General features: G+C 68.8%; 10 protein-coding genes, 1 tRNA gene and 1 pseudogene. 3 read left to right on the forward strand and 9 right to left on the reverse strand.

Going from position 1 to position 15,525, the window contains the following annotated elements:
• Positions 1 to 2 precede the first annotated feature (2 nt).
• The 3 genes from ABZX85_RS36175 (at position 3) to ABZX85_RS36185 (ending at position 3,355) form a co-directional block, all read left to right on the forward strand.
• Complete coding sequence (locus ABZX85_RS36175) at positions 3 to 1,478, forward strand: ATP-binding protein (RefSeq protein ID WP_355878512.1); 1,476 nt, start codon at positions 3 to 5, stop codon at positions 1,476 to 1,478.
• A 501-nt stretch (positions 1,479 to 1,979) separates the two neighbouring features.
• Positions 1,980 to 2,198 (forward strand): helix-turn-helix domain-containing protein, encoded by a 219-nt coding sequence (locus tag ABZX85_RS36180; protein ID WP_355878515.1) that lies wholly within the window; start codon positions 1,980 to 1,982, stop codon positions 2,196 to 2,198.
• Positions 2,198 to 3,355 carry a tyrosine-type recombinase/integrase gene (locus ABZX85_RS36185; RefSeq protein ID WP_355878518.1) on the forward strand — a complete coding sequence of 386 codons (1,158 nt, stop codon included), beginning with the start codon at positions 2,198 to 2,200 and terminating at the stop codon, positions 3,353 to 3,355. The genes ABZX85_RS36180 and ABZX85_RS36185 overlap by 1 nt, the downstream gene beginning before the upstream one ends.
• 141 nt (positions 3,356 to 3,496) lie before the next feature.
• Here the strand turns inward: ABZX85_RS36185 and ABZX85_RS36190 are convergent.
• From ABZX85_RS36190 to ABZX85_RS36230, 9 genes and pseudogenes are all read right to left on the reverse strand, one after another.
• Positions 3,497 to 3,573, reverse strand: a tRNA-Ile gene (locus ABZX85_RS36190).
• A 111-nt stretch (positions 3,574 to 3,684) separates the two neighbouring features.
• Positions 3,685 to 4,683: a DUF3566 domain-containing protein gene (locus ABZX85_RS36195; RefSeq protein WP_355878521.1), complete on the reverse strand. Its 999-nt coding sequence runs from the start codon at positions 4,681 to 4,683 to the stop codon at positions 3,685 to 3,687.
• Between the two features lie 19 nt (positions 4,684 to 4,702).
• Positions 4,703 to 7,282, reverse strand: coding sequence for a DNA gyrase subunit A (gene gyrA, locus ABZX85_RS36200; protein WP_355878524.1), 2,580 nt, complete (start codon positions 7,280 to 7,282; stop codon positions 4,703 to 4,705).
• A 42-nt stretch (positions 7,283 to 7,324) separates the two neighbouring features.
• Positions 7,325 to 9,388 (reverse strand): DNA topoisomerase (ATP-hydrolyzing) subunit B, encoded by a 2,064-nt coding sequence (gyrB, locus tag ABZX85_RS36205; RefSeq protein ID WP_355878527.1) that lies wholly within the window; start codon positions 9,386 to 9,388, stop codon positions 7,325 to 7,327.
• A gap of 460 nt (positions 9,389 to 9,848) precedes the next feature.
• Complete coding sequence (locus ABZX85_RS36210; RefSeq protein WP_355878530.1) at positions 9,849 to 10,424, reverse strand: DciA family protein; 576 nt, start codon at positions 10,422 to 10,424, stop codon at positions 9,849 to 9,851.
• A complete protein-coding gene (gene recF / locus ABZX85_RS36215) occupies positions 10,421 to 11,542 on the reverse strand; it encodes a DNA replication/repair protein RecF (protein ID WP_355878533.1) in 1,122 nt (373 codons plus the stop codon). Before recF ends, ABZX85_RS36210 begins: the two co-directional genes overlap by 4 nt.
• 55 nt (positions 11,543 to 11,597) lie before the next feature.
• The gene (gene gnd, locus ABZX85_RS36220) at positions 11,598 to 12,473 is read right to left on the reverse strand and encodes a phosphogluconate dehydrogenase (NAD(+)-dependent, decarboxylating) (RefSeq protein ID WP_355878536.1); all 876 of its coding nucleotides are present in this window, start codon (positions 12,471 to 12,473) and stop codon (positions 11,598 to 11,600) included.
• Positions 12,474 to 12,612: 139 nt separating this feature from the next.
• Complete coding sequence (dnaN, locus tag ABZX85_RS36225) at positions 12,613 to 13,743, reverse strand: DNA polymerase III subunit beta (protein WP_355878543.1); 1,131 nt, start codon at positions 13,741 to 13,743, stop codon at positions 12,613 to 12,615.
• Positions 13,744 to 15,443: 1,700 nt separating this feature from the next.
• Positions 15,444 to 15,525, reverse strand: a pseudogene (locus tag ABZX85_RS36230) (toxic cation resistance protein); the annotation flags it as partial.

The raw sequence follows: 15,525 nt of genomic DNA on the forward strand, positions 1-15,525 counted from the left end.
CCGTGGCGGACGACGACAAGAACCCCGCACGCGAGGTCATCACCGACTACGCCCGCGAGCACTTCCGCTACTTCCGCACCGCCGACGGCACCGTATTCGCACAGAAGAACGGCCACCCCGTCGCCCGCCCGATCCGATCCCAGGGAACCTCGGGGAGCCACCGGCAGGAACTCATGGTCGGCCTGTTCAAGGACGGATACGGCGTGTTCAACGGAACCGCATTGAAGGAAGCGTTGGACTTGATCGAAGCACTCGCGATGAGCCAGCCCGTACAGCCCGTGCACATCCGTGTCGCCCCCGGGTTCGACGGGGCCACCTGGCTGGACCTGGGACGCGACGACGGGCAGTCCGTGCGCATCCACCCCACCGGGTGGGAGATCACCGTTCCCGACCCGCGTGAGGTGTGCTGGCGGCGCACCCAGCTCACCGGCGAACTCCCCCTCCCCGCACGGGACACCGACGGCAAGGGCATCGACCTCCTGTTGGGCCTGTGCAACTTCGCCAACGCCGCGACCGAGTGCCTGGCCATCGCGTGGCTGATCGGCTGTCTCGGACCGTCCGTGCCGGTGCCCGCACCGTTCCTCACCGGCCCCCAGGGCGCAGGGAAGTCGACCGGCGGCCGGATGCTCGTACGGATCATCGAGGGCATGAGCGGCGACCTGCGCCGCGCCCCGAAGGACGAGGAAAACCTGATCGCGGCCGTCGCAGCGGGCTGGGTCACCGCGCTGGACAACCTCTCGCACCTGGCCCCGGACCTCTCGGACCTGATGTGCTGCATCGTGACCGGCGCCGAGACCATCAAGCGCGCCCTCTACACCGACGGCGACGTCGTGAGGGCCCGCTACCGCCGGCCCCTCCTCCTCACCGGCATCGACGTCGGCGTCATCCGCCCCGACCTCGCCGAACGACTCCTGCCGTTGCGACTCGAACGGCCACGCGTCCGGCGCACCGAGGCTGAGCTGTGGACGGAGTTCGAGGATGTGTTGCCCGTCATCCTCGGGTCGCTGCTCGATCTCACCGTCAAGGTCCGTGCGGCAGAGGCGGAGATTCCCACCGACCTGCGCATGGCCGACTTCGCCCACCTCTGCGCCCAACTCGACGCGGCGACCGGCTTGGGGGCTCTCGCCGCGTACCGGGCGAGTCTCGACGACCTCAACGACGACGTCATCGAGGGCGACCTGCTGGCACAGACTGTCCTCGCGCACGCCGCAAGCATCGAGCCAGGCACGGAACAGCGGATGACGGCCGCTGAGTGGCTGCACTGCCTCACCCGCCAGTACACCGGCGACGACTTCCGCCCCCTCCCCAAAGGCTGGCCCACCACCGGGAAAGTCCTCTCCGACCGCCTCAAACGCCTTCAGCCGACCCTCGCCGCACGGGGCGTCCTCATCGACTGGGGACGCACCAGCGCCGCCCGCTACATCGAGATGGCCCGCCCCGCCGTTCCGCCGCCCCACGAACAGCAGCCGGCATTCTGACCTGCGGGCCGCCGCCGGGGACAAGCAAGAAGAGCACGCCGCCCCATGCCCGGGGTGCTCTTCTTGCTGTTCCGGCGGCACCGCCGCCCGGCAAAAGACGCGCCGCGAAGCGGCCCCTTCTTCACGCCCTGAGCCGCACCCCACCACCACAGACACCCCTCCCTCTTGTCCGAAGGAAAGGGACGCTGCGTCACCCGCGTCACCCCCGTCCGCGAAACAACCACTGGTCTGCGGATATGGCAGTGACGTACGCGCACGACGGCTGTGTCACCCCACGTCACCCGCGTCATCACCACCACACAGCCCGGCACGGAGTGACGTACGCCAGTGACACACACCCACGTCACCGCGTCACACAAACCAGCAGGTCAGAGACCCGAATGACGTGCATGACCCAGTGACGCAGAAATCCCCGCCTCGGACACCGCGCTACACCTTCAGCGTCCGGCTTACGAGGTTGCCCCTGCGCACCCAGGGAGCGCCTCCCGCACGGAGGATCACATGAGCCCGCGCACCACGAACACGGAGTCACCCATCATCAGCACCCCCGAACTACTCACCGTGCCTCAGGTCATGGCCCAGCTCAAGCTCAGCCGCTCCAAGGTCTACGACCTGATCCGCACCAACCGCCTCGCCTCCATGAAGGTCGACGCCTGTCGCCGCATCCCGAACGAAGCGGTGCACGCCTTCATCCGTCGCGGCATGGGGGAGGCCGCCTGATGGCCAAGCGACGCCCCAACGGCGGGGGAACCATCACGCAGCGCAAGGACGGCCGCTATCAGGGTGCTGCGTACGTCACGGACACCGACGGCAACCGCGTCCGCAAGTTCGTGTACGGCGCCACGTACGACGAAGCCAACGAGAAGCTCGGGAAGCTTCAGCAGCAGGAGCGGGAGGGCGTCCCCGTCCCGTCCCGTTCATGGAGCGTCGGCGAGTGGCTGAACTACTGGATCAACCACATCGTCAAGCCGAACCTGGAGTTCAACACCTACTCCAAGTACGAGTCCAAGGTGAGGCTCTACCTTCTTCCACACCTGGGGAAAACCTCGATCACTCGCCTGACCCCGGCCAAGGTCCGCAGCGTCATGGCGCTGCTCACCCGTGAAGACGTGCCGGCACCCACCCGCTTCGAGGTACTCCGCACCCTGCGGAACGCCCTCAATCGCGCGGTCAAAGAGGAGATCCTCACCAGGAACGTGGCGCTCCTGGTCGACATGCCCAAGGTCGACACCGACAAGGGCAAGGCGTGGAACCCTTCGGAAGCGATCCGCTTCCTGTACTCCGCCCGCGCTCACCGCTTCTACGCGGCGTTCGTCCTAGTACTGGTTCTCGGTCTGCGCCGCAGCGAGTTGCTGGGTCTGCGCCGACAGGACATCGACTTCGAAACGGGCCAGTTCACCCCGGTCAAGCAGGTGCAGAGGGTGAAGGGGAAGGGGTTGGTTCTCAAGAACCTCAAGACGGACTCGTCGAACGCCCCTCTCCCGCTCCCGAGGTTCTGCGCCCGCGCCCTGGAGCAGCGCTTCGAGCTACAGGACCTGGAACGGCAGATCGCCGGTGACAAGTGGCACCAGGACCCGGACCATGACGTGATCTTCTCCAACGAACATGGCGGTCTGACAGACCCGGTCGGCTTCGGCCGGACCTTCGTCCGCCTCCTGAAGCGTTCCGGCGTGCGCCGGATCACTCTCCGGATCGCCCGGAAGACGTGCGCCTCGCTGCTGGCCTACCTGAAGGTGCACCCCAAGGTGGCACAGAAGATCATGCGGCACAGCGAGATCAAGATGACGCTGGACATCTACACGCAGATCGTTGGCGACTCGGAGCGGGAAGCCGTCGACATGCTCGCGGAGCTCTTGGAGAACCCGCTCATCGGGTGACCAACGCAACGGGGAAGTCCTGGGGTAACCCGCGAGTAGGCCCCCCCGGTGAACCCGCCCCGAAACAGGCGTCGCAGACCCGTTGATGTCATCTGCTGATGTCAAAGACCCCCAACCATGATCGGTTGGGGGCCTTTGTGCTGGTGGGGCTAACAGGATTTGAACCTGTGGCCTCATCCTTATCAGGGATGCGCTCTAACCAACTGAGCTATAGCCCCGCCGCGCCTGCGGAGTGTGTCCCGCGCGCTGACTCCTGAAGATTAGCGCACGACGCGGGCAGTCCCAAAATCGGTTGTCGGGGGACTGCCCACCGCAGGTTTAGCCGCAGTTCACTCGTCCTCGGCGAGCGTCAGCTCGACCCCGCCGACGAACCCGGCGGAGAGGTTGTAGATGAACGCCGCGAGGGTCGCCAGCGCCGTCGCGAGGACGACGTCGATGACCGCGATGATCGTCGAGAACATCAGCACGTGGGGGAGGGACAGGAAGGACTGGAGGTCGAACCCGTTGGACTCGTTGGACCCGGTCGCCTCGGAGATCGTGGAGCCGACGGAGGAGAAGACCCCCATCGCGTCCATGACCATCCACAGCACGGCCGAGGCGACGATCGTGCAGACCCCGAGCGCGATGGAGAGCAGGAAGCTGACCTTCATCACGGACCAGGGATCGGCCTTGGCGACCCGCAGCCGCGCCTTCCGCACCCGAGGCGCCGTACGCGCCCCCGTCCTCGGCAGCCGGACGGCACCCTCGGCGACGTCCCCGTCCTCAGCGGCGTACGCCTGCGGCGGGTGGTACGGCGCGGCCCCCTGAGCGGCCCCGGCGTCCTGGCGGCGCTCGCCGGGCAGCGGGGAGGCGGTCTGCTGATGCCCGACCTGAGCCCCGGACGCCGCAGACGCCGCGGACACAGACGCAGACGCCGCAGACGCCGCGGACGCCGCGGACGCCGTAGCCGCCCCGGCGTCACCACGCTGCCGCTGCCCCTGCCGAACCCCGGCACCAGCACCGGCCCCGGCACCCTGCTGAGCCCCCACAGCCCCCGCCCCGGCCCCCGAACCACCCTTCGGAGACTGCCCGTTGCCCGAGGACCCACCGGCCCCCCGCTGAGCGGCCCCCTTCTTGGCGAGCGACGCCGGCGGCTCGCTGTCCGGCTTGATCGCCTTCAGCTGCGTCGTGTGCGAGTCACGCGGATCGCCCCCGCCCGCACCCCCCGTACCGGGGGCGTCCGCGGCGGAGCCACGACCGCCGCCGTCCTTCTCCCGGCCCGAAGTGCCCGAAGTACCGGAAGTACCGGCCGTACCGGCGGACGTACCGGCGCCCGTGGCTCCGCTCACGATGACTCTCTCCTCGGTGCTACTCGGCCGAGGGCACGTCGCCCTCGTCCGTGCCGGCCTCGGTCGTGGCCTCCGCGGCGTCGAGGTCTCCCTCGACCTCCTCCGCCTCGCGCCCCGCCTCGGCGTTACGGGCGATGCCGACGACGGCATCGCGCTTGCCCAGGTTGATCAGTTGGACGCCCATGGTGTCACGGCCCGTCTCCCTGACCTCGTTGACTCGCGTACGAATCACACCGCCGCCGAGCGTGATGGCGAGGATCTCATCGGTCTCCTCGACCACCAGCGCACCGACGAGCGAACCCCGGTCCTCGACGATCTTGGCGGCCTTGATTCCGAGGCCCCCACGTCCTTGGACGCGATATTCGTCGACATTGGTTCGCTTCGCGTACCCACCGTCTGTCGCGGTGAACACGAACGTACCGGGTCGGACGACATTCATCGAGAGCAGTTCGTCGCCCTCGCGGAAGCTCATGCCCTTGACGCCCGAGGTCGCGCGGCCCATCGGACGCAGCGTGTCGTCCGAGGCGGTGAACCTGATCGACTGCGCCTTCTTGCTGATCAGAAGCAGATCGTCGTCGGACGAGACCAGTTCGGCACCGATCAGTTCGTCGTCCGAACCGTCCTCCCGCTCGCGCAGGTTGATCGCGATGACGCCCCCGGAGCGCGGCGAATCGTAATCCTTCAGAGGCGTCTTCTTCACCAGACCCGCCTTCGTGGCGAGCACCAGGTGCGGCGCCGCCTCGTAGTCGCGGATGGCGAGGATCTCGGCGATCGCCTCGTCCGGCTGGAAGGCGAGCAGGTTCGCGACGTGCTGCCCGCGCGCGTCCCGGCCGGCGTCCGGAAGCTCGTACGCCTTCGCCCGGTAGACGCGGCCCTTGTTCGTGAAGAACAGCAGCCAGTGGTGGGTGGTGGAGACGAAGAAGTGGTCGACGATGTCGTCTTCCTTGAGCTTCGTGCCCCGCACGCCCTTGCCGCCGCGCTTCTGCGCCCGGTAGTCGTCCGTCTTGGTCCGCTTGACGTAGCCGCTGCGGGAGACGGTGACGACGATGTCCTCCTCGGCGATCAGGTCCTCGATGGACATGTCACCGTCGTAGGGCACCAGCATGGTCTTGCGGTCGTCGCCGTACTTCTCGACGATCGCGGCGAGCTCCTCGCTGACGATCCCGCGCTGGCGGACCGGCGAGGCGAGGATCTCGTTGTACTCGGCGATCTTCGCCTGGAGTTCGTCGTGCTCCTGGATGATCTTCTGCCGCTCCAGGGCCGCGAGCCGGCGGAGCTGCATCTCCAGGATCGCGTTGGCCTGGATCTCGTCGATCGTGAGCAGGTCCATCAGGCCCGTGCGCGCGATGTCGACGGTCTCGCTGCGCCTGATCAGCGCGATGACCTCGTCGATCGCGTCGAGCGCCTTCAGCAGCCCGCGCAGGATGTGCGCCCGCTCCTCGGCCTTGCGCAGCCTGAAGCGCGTACGCCGGACGACGACCTCGATCTGGTGCGTCACCCAGTGCCGGATGAACGCGTCCAGCGAGAGGGTGCGCGGCACGCCGTCGACGAGCGCCAGCATGTTGGCGCCGAAGTTCGTCTGGAGGTCGGTGTGCTTGTAGAGGTTGTTCAGGACGACCTTGGCGACCGCGTCCCTCTTGAGGACGATGACGAGCCGCTGGCCGGTACGGGAGGACGTCTCGTCGCGGACGTCGGCGATGCCGCCGATCTTGCCGTCCTTGACGAGGTCGGCGATCTTCTGCGCGAGGTTGTCCGGGTTGACCTGGTAGGGCAGCTCGGTGACCACCAGGCACTGGCGGTTCTGGATCTCCTCGACCTCGACGACCGCGCGCATCGTGATGGAGCCGCGCCCGGTGCGGTACGCCTCCTCGATGCCCTTGCGGCCGACCACCAACGCCCCTGTGGGGAAGTCGGGGCCCTTGATGCGCTCGATCAGCGCGTCGAGCAGCTCCTCGTGCGAGGCGTCCGGGTGCTCCAGACACCACTGCGCGCCGGCCGCGACCTCGCGCAGGTTGTGCGAGGGGATGTTGGTGGCCATGCCGACCGCGATGCCCGCCGAGCCGTTGATCAGCAGGTTCGGGAAGCGGGCCGGGAGGACGGTCGGCTCCTGGGAGCGGCCGTCGTAGTTGTCCGTGAAGTCGACGGTCTCCTCGTCGATGTCGCGGACCATCTCCATGGACAGCGGCATCATCTTGCACTCGGTGTACCGCATGGCGGCGGCCGGGTCGTTGCCCGGGGAACCGAAGTTGCCGTTGGAGTCCACGAGCGGCATCCGCATCGACCACGGCTGCGCGAGGCGGACCAGCGCGTCGTAGATCGAGGAGTCGCCGTGCGGGTGGTAGTTGCCCATGACGTCGCCGACGACGCGGGCGCACTTGTAGAAGCCCTTCTCGGGCCGGTAGCCGCCGTCGTACATGGCGTACAGGACCCGGCGGTGGACGGGCTTGAGGCCGTCACGGACGTCGGGCAGGGCCCGGGACACGATGACGGACATCGCGTAGTCCAGGTAGGAGCGCTGCATCTCCGTCTCGAGCCCGACGGGCTCGATGCGGGTGGTGCCCTCTTCCGCCGGAACCTCTGGCGTGTTCTCGTCGGTCATTGCTGGTGAAGATCCTTTCTGTCGCGGTCAGCCGATACCGACTCAGATGTCGAGGAAGCGGACGTCCTTGGCGTTGCGCTGGATGAACGCGCGGCGGGCCTCGACGTCCTCACCCATGAGGACCGAGAACAGGTCGTCCGCCTGGGCGGCGTCGTCGAGGGTGACCTGGCCGAGGACGCGCAGGTCCTGGTCCATGGTCGTGACGCGCAGCTCCTCGGCGTTCATCTCGCCGAGACCCTTGAAGCGCTGGATCGAGTCCTCGCGCACGCGCTTGCCGCGCTGGCGGCCCATCTCCAGGAGCGCGTCGCGCTCGCGGTCGGAGTAGGCGTACTCGATGTCCTCGCGGCCCCACTTGATCTTGTACAGCGGGGGGCGGGACAGGAAGACGTGCCCGGCCTCGACCAGGGGCCGCATGAAGCGGAACAGGAAGGTCAGCAGCAGGGTGTTGATGTGCTGGCCGTCGACGTCGGCGTCCGCCATCAGGATGATCTTGTGATAGCGGAGCTTCGAGATGTCGAAGTCCTCGTGCACACCAGTGCCGAACGCGGAGATCAGCGCCTGGATCTCCTGGTTCTGGAGGATCTTGTCGATCCGCGCCTTCTCGACGTTCAGGATCTTGCCGCGGATCGGGAGGATCGCCTGGTACTGCGGGTTGCGGCCCGACTTCGCGGAACCGCCGGCGGAGTCACCCTCGACGATGAAGATCTCGCACTTGGTGGGGTCGTTCGACTGGCAGTCGGACAGCTTGCCCGGCAGCGACGCCGACTCCAGCAGCCCCTTGCGGCGCGTCAGATCGCGCGCCTTGCGGGCCGCGACGCGCGCGGTGGCCGCCTGGATGCCCTTGCGGACGATGTCCGCGGCCTCCACCGGGTTGCGGTCCAGCCAGTCGTTGAGGTGCTCGTAGACCGCCTTCTGGACGAAGGTCTTCGCCTCCGTGTTGCCCAGCTTGGTCTTGGTCTGGCCCTCGAACTGCGGCTCGCTGAGCTTGACCGAGATGATCGCCGTGAGGCCCTCGCGGATGTCGTCGCCCGTGAGGTTGTCGTCCTTCTCGCGGAGCAGCTTCTTGTCGCGGGCGTACTTGTTGATCAGGTTCGTGAGCGCCGCGCGGAAGCCCTCTTCGTGGGTGCCGCCCTCGTGCGTGTGGATGATGTTGGCGAAGGAGTAGACGCCCTCGCTGTAGCCGCTGTTCCACTGCATGGCGACTTCGAGGGAGAGGGCCTTCTCCTTGTCCTCCGCCTCCAGGTCGATGATCGTGGCGTGCACGGCCTCGCCCTTGCGGGAGTTGAGGTACTTCACGAAGTCGACGATGCCGCCGTCGTAGCGGTACGTGACCGTCTTGACCTCGGCCTTCTCGTCCGACCCGGCCTCGTCCGCGCCGGCCGTGGCCTTCGCCGACTCGCGCTCGTCGGTGAGCTTGATCGTCAGGCCCTTGTTGAGGAAGGCCATCTCCTGGAAGCGCCGCGAGAGCGTCTCGAAGGAGTAGACGGTCGTCTCGAAGATGTCGGGGTCCGCCCAGAAGGTGACCGAGGTGCCGGTCTCGCGCGTCTGTTCGTGCTGCGCGAGGGGGGCGGTCGGGGCACCGAGCTTGTAGTCCTGCGTCCAGCGGTGGCCGTCCGTGCGGATCTCGACGGAGACCCGGCTCGACAGCGCGTTGACGACGGAGACACCGACGCCGTGCAGACCGCCGGAGACGGCGTACCCGCCGCCGCCGAACTTGCCGCCCGCGTGCAGGACGGTGAGCACGACCTCGACGGCCGGCTTGCCCTCGGACGGCACGATGCCGACCGGGATGCCGCGGCCGTTGTCGATCACGCGCACCCCGCCGTCGGCGAGGATCGTGACGTCGATGGTGTCCGCGTGACCGGCCAGGGCCTCGTCGACCGCGTTGTCCACGACCTCGTACACGAGGTGGTGCAGACCGCGCTCACCGGTCGAGCCGATGTACATACCGGGCCGCTTGCGGACCGCGTCCAGCCCTTCGAGGACGGTGATCGCGTTGGCGTCGTACGAGGCGGTGACCTCGCCGTTCACGCCCGCGTCGGTGGACGGGTTGTTCTCGTTGGGGTTGCCGGAATCGGCCACGAAGCGCCCTTTCTGGCACAGCACGAGCCAGACTCCTGGGCAGGTTGCCGGAGCGGCTGCGGCATGTTGCGTTGGTAAGCCTTGATCAGCGTTGCTCAGCTTGTCCCGGGCGGTCCCCACGTTTGGGGCGGGATTGGCTTCCAGTCTACCGGTAGCACCGACCGCGATGGGGGTTTGCCGGTACCTGAGTCCGCATGTGCCGCCCTCAACCCGCCTCTTACGACTCCCGATATACGGACGGGGGGCTCAAGAGGCTCACGGCGGCACTCAGCGCTTCCGGCTGTCAACCCATGGCTACCGGCGAGTCAGCTCCGGATTCACCGGTGCATACGTCCGGTTCGGCCTTGTACGACAAGCGGGTTGAGCGGCTTCCGGGCGCCCAGGACGACGCCCCCGCACACGGCGCACGCCGGCCCCGGCACGGCTCCCCCTGTGTACGACGGCCCGGAGGCGACCGGGTCACTCGCGCACGGCGTGAGGTAAGTCACCCGTAAGTGTCGCCGGGCCCGGTGCTCCCGGGGGCGCGCAGGGGCCCGTAACGGCGCACGGGACCGCCGGGCCCCAACACCTTGATCAGACGTACGGTGCCGTGCCCGAGGTCCTGGTTGAGCCGGGCGACCAGCGTCGGCGCGAGCAGCCGCAGGTTCGTCGCCCAGGCCGTCGAGTCGCAGCGCACGACCAGTTCGTACGCGTCCTCGTCGTAGCGCTCGGGGACGCAGTGCTTGCCGATGTCCTCGCCGACGATCTCCGGCCAGCGGCCCATCACCCCGCCGACCGCGGCCGGCGCCTCCCAGCCGCGCTCGTTCAGCAGGCGGTTGATCGCGGCGCCGAGCGCCATGGGGTCGCGGCCGTCCGCGCGCGCCCCGGAGCGCAGCCCGCCGCCGCGCCGGGCCTGCTTCTTCTGCTGGGCGGCGTCCCCACGCGCGCGTGCCTGTTCGCGGGCGGCCTTGAGGGCGACGCGGGCGAGGTCGACGCCGGAGGGTTCCGGTGACGCGGCCTTCTCACGCTTTTCGCGCGTTTCGCCGGGAACTTCCCTCGCGTCCCGTTCGTCGGTACTCATACCCGCTCCACCTGACCGTCCGACACCGAGAACCGCGTCCCGACCAGCACTCCAGGTACGTCGTCGTCCACCGCGGCCGTCACCAGTACCTGCTCGCCGGGAGCCACCAGCTCCGCCAGCCGTTCGCGCCGGCGGGCGTCCAGTTCCGCGAAGACGTCGTCGAGGACGAGCACCGGCTCGTTCCCCTCGGCGCGCAGCAGGTCGTAGGAGGCGAGGCGCAGGGCGAGGGCGTAGGACCAGGACTCGCCGTGGGAGGCGTAGCCCTTCGCGGGGAGCCGGCCGAGCTGGAGGAGGAGGTCGTCGCGGTGCGGGCCGACAAGTGTGACGCCCCGTTCGATCTCCTGCTTGCGGGCCTCCGCGAGGGCCGCCATCAGCTGGCCGTACAGCTCCTCGCGGGTGTGCGCCTCGCCGGGGGCGGACGGCTTGTACTCCAGGGCCAACGGGCCGCCGCCGGGCGCCAGTTGCTCGTACGCCTTGTCGGCGAGCGGCTGGAGGGTGGCGACCAGGTCGAGGCGCTGGGCGAGGAGTTCGGCGCCCGCGCGGGCGAGGTGCTGGTCCCAGACGTCGAGGGTGGAGAGGTCCATGGTCCGGCCGCCGTGCCGGCGGGCGAGGGCGGCGGACTTGAGGAGGGTGTTGCGCTGCTTGAGGACGCGCTCGTAGTCGGAGCGGACGCCGGCCATCCGGGGCGAGCGGGCGGTGACCAGCTCGTCGAGGAAGCGGCGGCGCTCGCCGGGGTCGCCCTTGACGAGCGCGAGGTCCTCCGGCGCGAACAGCACCGTGCGCAGGATTCCGAGGACGTCCCGGGGACGGACCTGGCTCGACCGGTTGATGCGCGCGCGGTTCGATTTGCCGGGGTTCACCTCCAGTTCGACGAGCTGCTGCCGCTCGCCCTGCCTCACCTGCGCCCGGACGATCGCCCGGTCGGCCCCCATCCGCACGAGCGGCGCGTCCGAGGCGACGCGGTGGCTGCCGAGGGTCGCGAGATAGCCGACGGCCTCGACGAGGTTCGTCTTGCCCTGTCCGTTGGGGCCCACGAACGCGGTGACGCCCGGGTCGAGCGGGACCTCGGCCCGGGCGTACGAACGGAAGTCGGCCAGCGACAGATGCGTGACGTGCATGGCCGACCTCTCCGGGGGTGTGGCTCGGACTCGACAGGTGTTGTCTCGTCAGGTGTTACTTGGACTCGACCGCGTGTCCGCCGAACTGGTTGCGCAGCGCCGAGATCATCTTCATCTGCGGCGAGTCGTCCTGCCGGGACGCGAACCGCGCGAACAGCGAGGCGGTGATCGCGGGCAGCGGGACGGCGTGGTCGATGGCGGCCTCGACGGTCCAGCGGCCCTCGCCGGAGTCCTGGGCGTAACCGCGCAGCTTGTCGAGGTGCTCGTCCTCGTCCAGCGCGTTCACGGCGAGGTCGAGCAGCCAGGAGCGGATGACCGTCCCCTCCTGCCAGGACCGGAAGACCTCGCGTACGTCGGTGACGGAGTCGACCTTCTCCAGGAGCTCCCAGCCCTCGGCGTACGCCTGCATCATGGCGTACTCGATGCCGTTGTGGACCATCTTCGCGAAGTGCCCCGCGCCGACCTTGCCGGCGTGGACGGCCCCGAAGTCGCCCTCGGGCTTCAGCGCGTCGAAGACCGGCTGGACCTTGGCGATGTCCGCGGCGTCGCCGCCGTACATGAGCGCGTAGCCGTTGGCCAGGCCCCAGACGCCGCCGGAGACACCGCAGTCGACGAACCCGATGCCCTTGGCCGCCAGCTCCTCGGCGTGCTTCTCGTCGTCCGTCCAGCGGGAGTTGCCGCCGTCCACGACGACGTCCCCGGGCTCCAGCAGCTCGGCCAGCTCGTCGACCGTCGCCTGGGTGGGAGCTCCGGCCGGGACCATCACCCAGACCACGCGCGGCGCCTGGAGGCCGTCCACAAGTTCCTTGAGGCTGTGGACGTCCGCGAGGTCCGGGTTGCGGTCGTACCCGACGACAGTGTGGCCCGCGCGGCGAATCCGCTCGCGCATGTTGCCGCCCATCTTGCCGAGTCCGACGAGGCCGAGCTCCATCAGTGGTTCCTTAGGTCGCTGTGTGGCGTGGGGGGCACGTTGTTCCCCGGCCTGAGCCTAAACCCGGACGTCAGCGCACAGTTGTGGGCATAACCGCTCACCTGTGAACGCTACGCGCCCACCCCCGCCACGACGACACTCAGCCGCTGAGGCGCACCGGCATGATCAGGTACTTGTACGCCTCGTCCGCCTCGGCGTCGAGCGCGGGCTTGCCGCTCAGCAGCGCGGGCTTCGTGGACGTCGTGAACGACAGCTGCGCCACCGGCGAGCCGATCGCGCTCAGGCCCTCCAGCAGGAAGCCCGGGTTGAAGGCGATCGAGATGTCGTCGCCCTCCAGCTGGGCGTCGACGCGCTCCACAGCCTGTGCGTCGTCGCTGGAACCGGCCTCCAGGATCAGCACGCCCTGCTCGAAGCTGAGCCGCACCGGGGTGTTCCGCTCGGCGACGAGGGCGACACGCTTGACCGCCTCGACGAACGGCGCGGTCTCGATCACGGCGACGGAGTTGAACTCGGTCGGGAAGAGCGTGCGGTACTTCGGGAGGTCGCCCTCCAGGAGACGCGTGGTCGTCCGGCGGCCGGCGCCCTCGAAGCCGATGAGGCCCTCGCCGCTGCCCGAGCCGGAGAGCGCCAGGATGACGCTGTCGCCGCTCGTGAGCGCCTTCGCGGTGTCCAGGAGGGTCTTCGCCGGGACGAGCGCGACGGCGGACGCCTCGGGGTTCTCCGGCTTCCACAGGAACTCGCGGACGGCGAAGCGGTAGCGGTCGGTGGAGGCCAGCGTGACCGTGTCGCCCTCGATCTCGATGCGGACACCCGTCAGCACCGGGAGGGTGTCGTCGCGGCCGGCGGCGATGGCGACCTGGGCGGCGGCGGAGGCGAAGACCTCGCCGGGGACCGTGCCCGTCGCCTCCGGCATCTGCGGGAGTGCCGGGTACTCCTCCACAGGCAGGGTGTGGAGTGTGAACCGCGAGGAGCCGCAGACCACGGTCGCCCGTACACCGTCTGTGGAGATCTCCACCGGACGGTTCGGCAGCGCGCGGCAGATGTCCGCGAGCAGCCGGCCCGACACCAGGACCGTGCCCTCCTCGTCGACCTCGGCCTCGACGCCGACCCTGGCGGAGACCTCGTAGTCGAAGCTCGACAGGCTCAGCTGGCCTTCCTCGGCCTTCAGCAGGAGCCCGGCGAGGACAGGCGCCGGCGGGCGGGCCGGGAGGCTGCGTGCCGCCCAGGCCACGGCCTCCGCGAGTACGTCGCGTTCCACCCGGATCTTCACTCTTGCCGCCTCCTGCTGTTGCCGGCGCTTCTCGGCCTGCTTCGCCTTCGTCGTCTGTCTGGGTGTCGTGGCCCTCGGCGAGGGGAAGGACACCGGGGAACAGTCTGACGCACCCCACTGACAGCTGGTGCCCCTCGGGGTCAAGTCGTGACGAGGGGCAGCCGGGCAGCCCGGAGCGAGTTGTGCACAGGCCCCGCTTCGAAACGATTCCCAGGCTCTCTCTAGTTGGTCTTAGTAGTAGGGGCTGTGGATACAGTGGATAACTACGTTTTCCCAGCTCAGAGCGGAAATTTTATCCACCGGTCCTGTGGATGGAGCCGGTGGACAACTCGGTGCTCCTGTGGAGAACGAAAAGTTCTGCACACCCCGTCCACAGACCTGGGCCCCTTATCCCCAACTGCGTCCCCAGGTTTACCCACGTTTCCCACAGGCCAACCTGGCACCTTCGTGTGACGCCTTTCACTCGACCCGGTGAGCAGGCGCGTCATGTTGCCGAACAGTGGACAACGCTGTGGAGAACCCCCCGTTCCCTGGGGAAAACACCCTCCAACCTGGGGAAACCCGGTGGAAAACTTCGTAGACCCCCTGTGGACGCCAAAGTTTTCCACACCCTGTGGACAACAGTTATCCACGAATCCACACCCCCCTGACCTGCCCAGATCCCCTCCCGCACCCCCAGCCTGTGGACACAGTCTGGACAACTTCCCAGTCCCCAGCCTGTGGAAGCAAAAAACCCACCCAATCTGTGGACGACACCCGTAACCCCAAAATCATTCGAACACCCCCCTCACCCCGCCCCGCCCCCACACCCCCACACGGCACCCCCTCACACCCCTGCCCCCGCGCCTCTCGCCTCTCCCCCACTTGGCCTGTCTCCCGGACTCGGGCTGGCTCTCCAGACCCTCGATCCCCGCACACGGGCGGCTTCACGCGGCTCCGCGGAGGTGGTTACGGTCGGCGGCCGTTACTTGCCGCGCGTCGGCGTCGAGCGTCGGCGGCAGGCATTGGCGGCAGGCCATCCCCGCCCAGGCCCTCCGCCCCAGCATCAGCCCGTCCCCGGCCCAAGCTTTCCCGTCGACCTGAGCTCTCTGCCCCGGGCTCCCGCAACGCCCGGACTTCCCCTTCCGGGGCTCTCTCCCGCCCGCCGTGCAGTTGCCGAAGACGACCGTGACCGCGGGGATGCCAGCCGCCGAGAGCCGGGTGAGGCCCCGGAAGACCGCGCCCCCGGAAGATCGAGCCCCCGGGCTTCCCTCGCCGGGGTTTCCGGTTTCCCGGCTTCCCTCGCCGGGCCTTCCGGCTCCCGGGCTTCCCCGGCCGGACCGTCCTGCTTTCGGACTCCCTCCACCGAGGCTTCCCGTTCCCCCATACCTCTCGCCAGGACTTCCCCCTTCCCCTTCCCCTCCACCTCCACCTCCACCTCCACCTCGCCCCTTCCCCCTCGCCCCTTCTCCTTCGCCCAGGCTTCCCGTTCCCCCACGCCCCTCGCCAGGACTTCCCCCTCGCCCTCCCCACGCCCCTCCTCCCTCGCCCCTCCCCCTGGCTTCCCGTTCCCCCTAGCCAGGGCTTCCCCTCTCCCACGCCCCGCGCCCACACCCTTCCGGACTCCCCACCCCCTTCCGGCCCCCCTCCAGGCTCCCCTTCCTCCTCCACACCCGCCCCCCGCACCCCTCCCTCCCAGCCCACCCCTCTCCAGCCCGTCCGCCGGCGTGGAAGAACCCCGCGTTGTCGACCACCCGTTTGTCCGGCACCGGCAGCTCGTCCAGCTTCCGCAGGAAGTCGAAC

The organism is Streptomyces sp. NPDC004539, from assembly GCF_040610055.1.
Lineage (GTDB): Bacteria > Actinomycetota > Actinomycetes > Streptomycetales > Streptomycetaceae > Streptomyces.

Excerpts from the sequence above, each read along its gene's own strand:
- ABZX85_RS36210 (WP_355878530.1), bottom strand. The coding sequence starts at position 10,424 with ATGAGTACCGACGAACGGGACGCGAGGGAAGTTCCCGGCGAAACGCGC.
- gnd (WP_355878536.1), bottom strand. The coding sequence starts at position 12,473 with ATGGAGCTCGGCCTCGTCGGACTCGGCAAGATGGGCGGCAACATGCGC.
- ABZX85_RS36180 (WP_355878515.1), top strand. The coding sequence starts at position 1,980 with ATGAGCCCGCGCACCACGAACACGGAGTCACCCATCATCAGCACCCCC.
- recF (WP_355878533.1), bottom strand. The coding sequence starts at position 11,542 with ATGCACGTCACGCATCTGTCGCTGGCCGACTTCCGTTCGTACGCCCGG.
- gyrA (WP_355878524.1), bottom strand. The coding sequence starts at position 7,282 with ATGACCGACGAGAACACGCCAGAGGTTCCGGCGGAAGAGGGCACCACC.
- ABZX85_RS36185 (WP_355878518.1), top strand. The coding sequence starts at position 2,198 with ATGGCCAAGCGACGCCCCAACGGCGGGGGAACCATCACGCAGCGCAAG.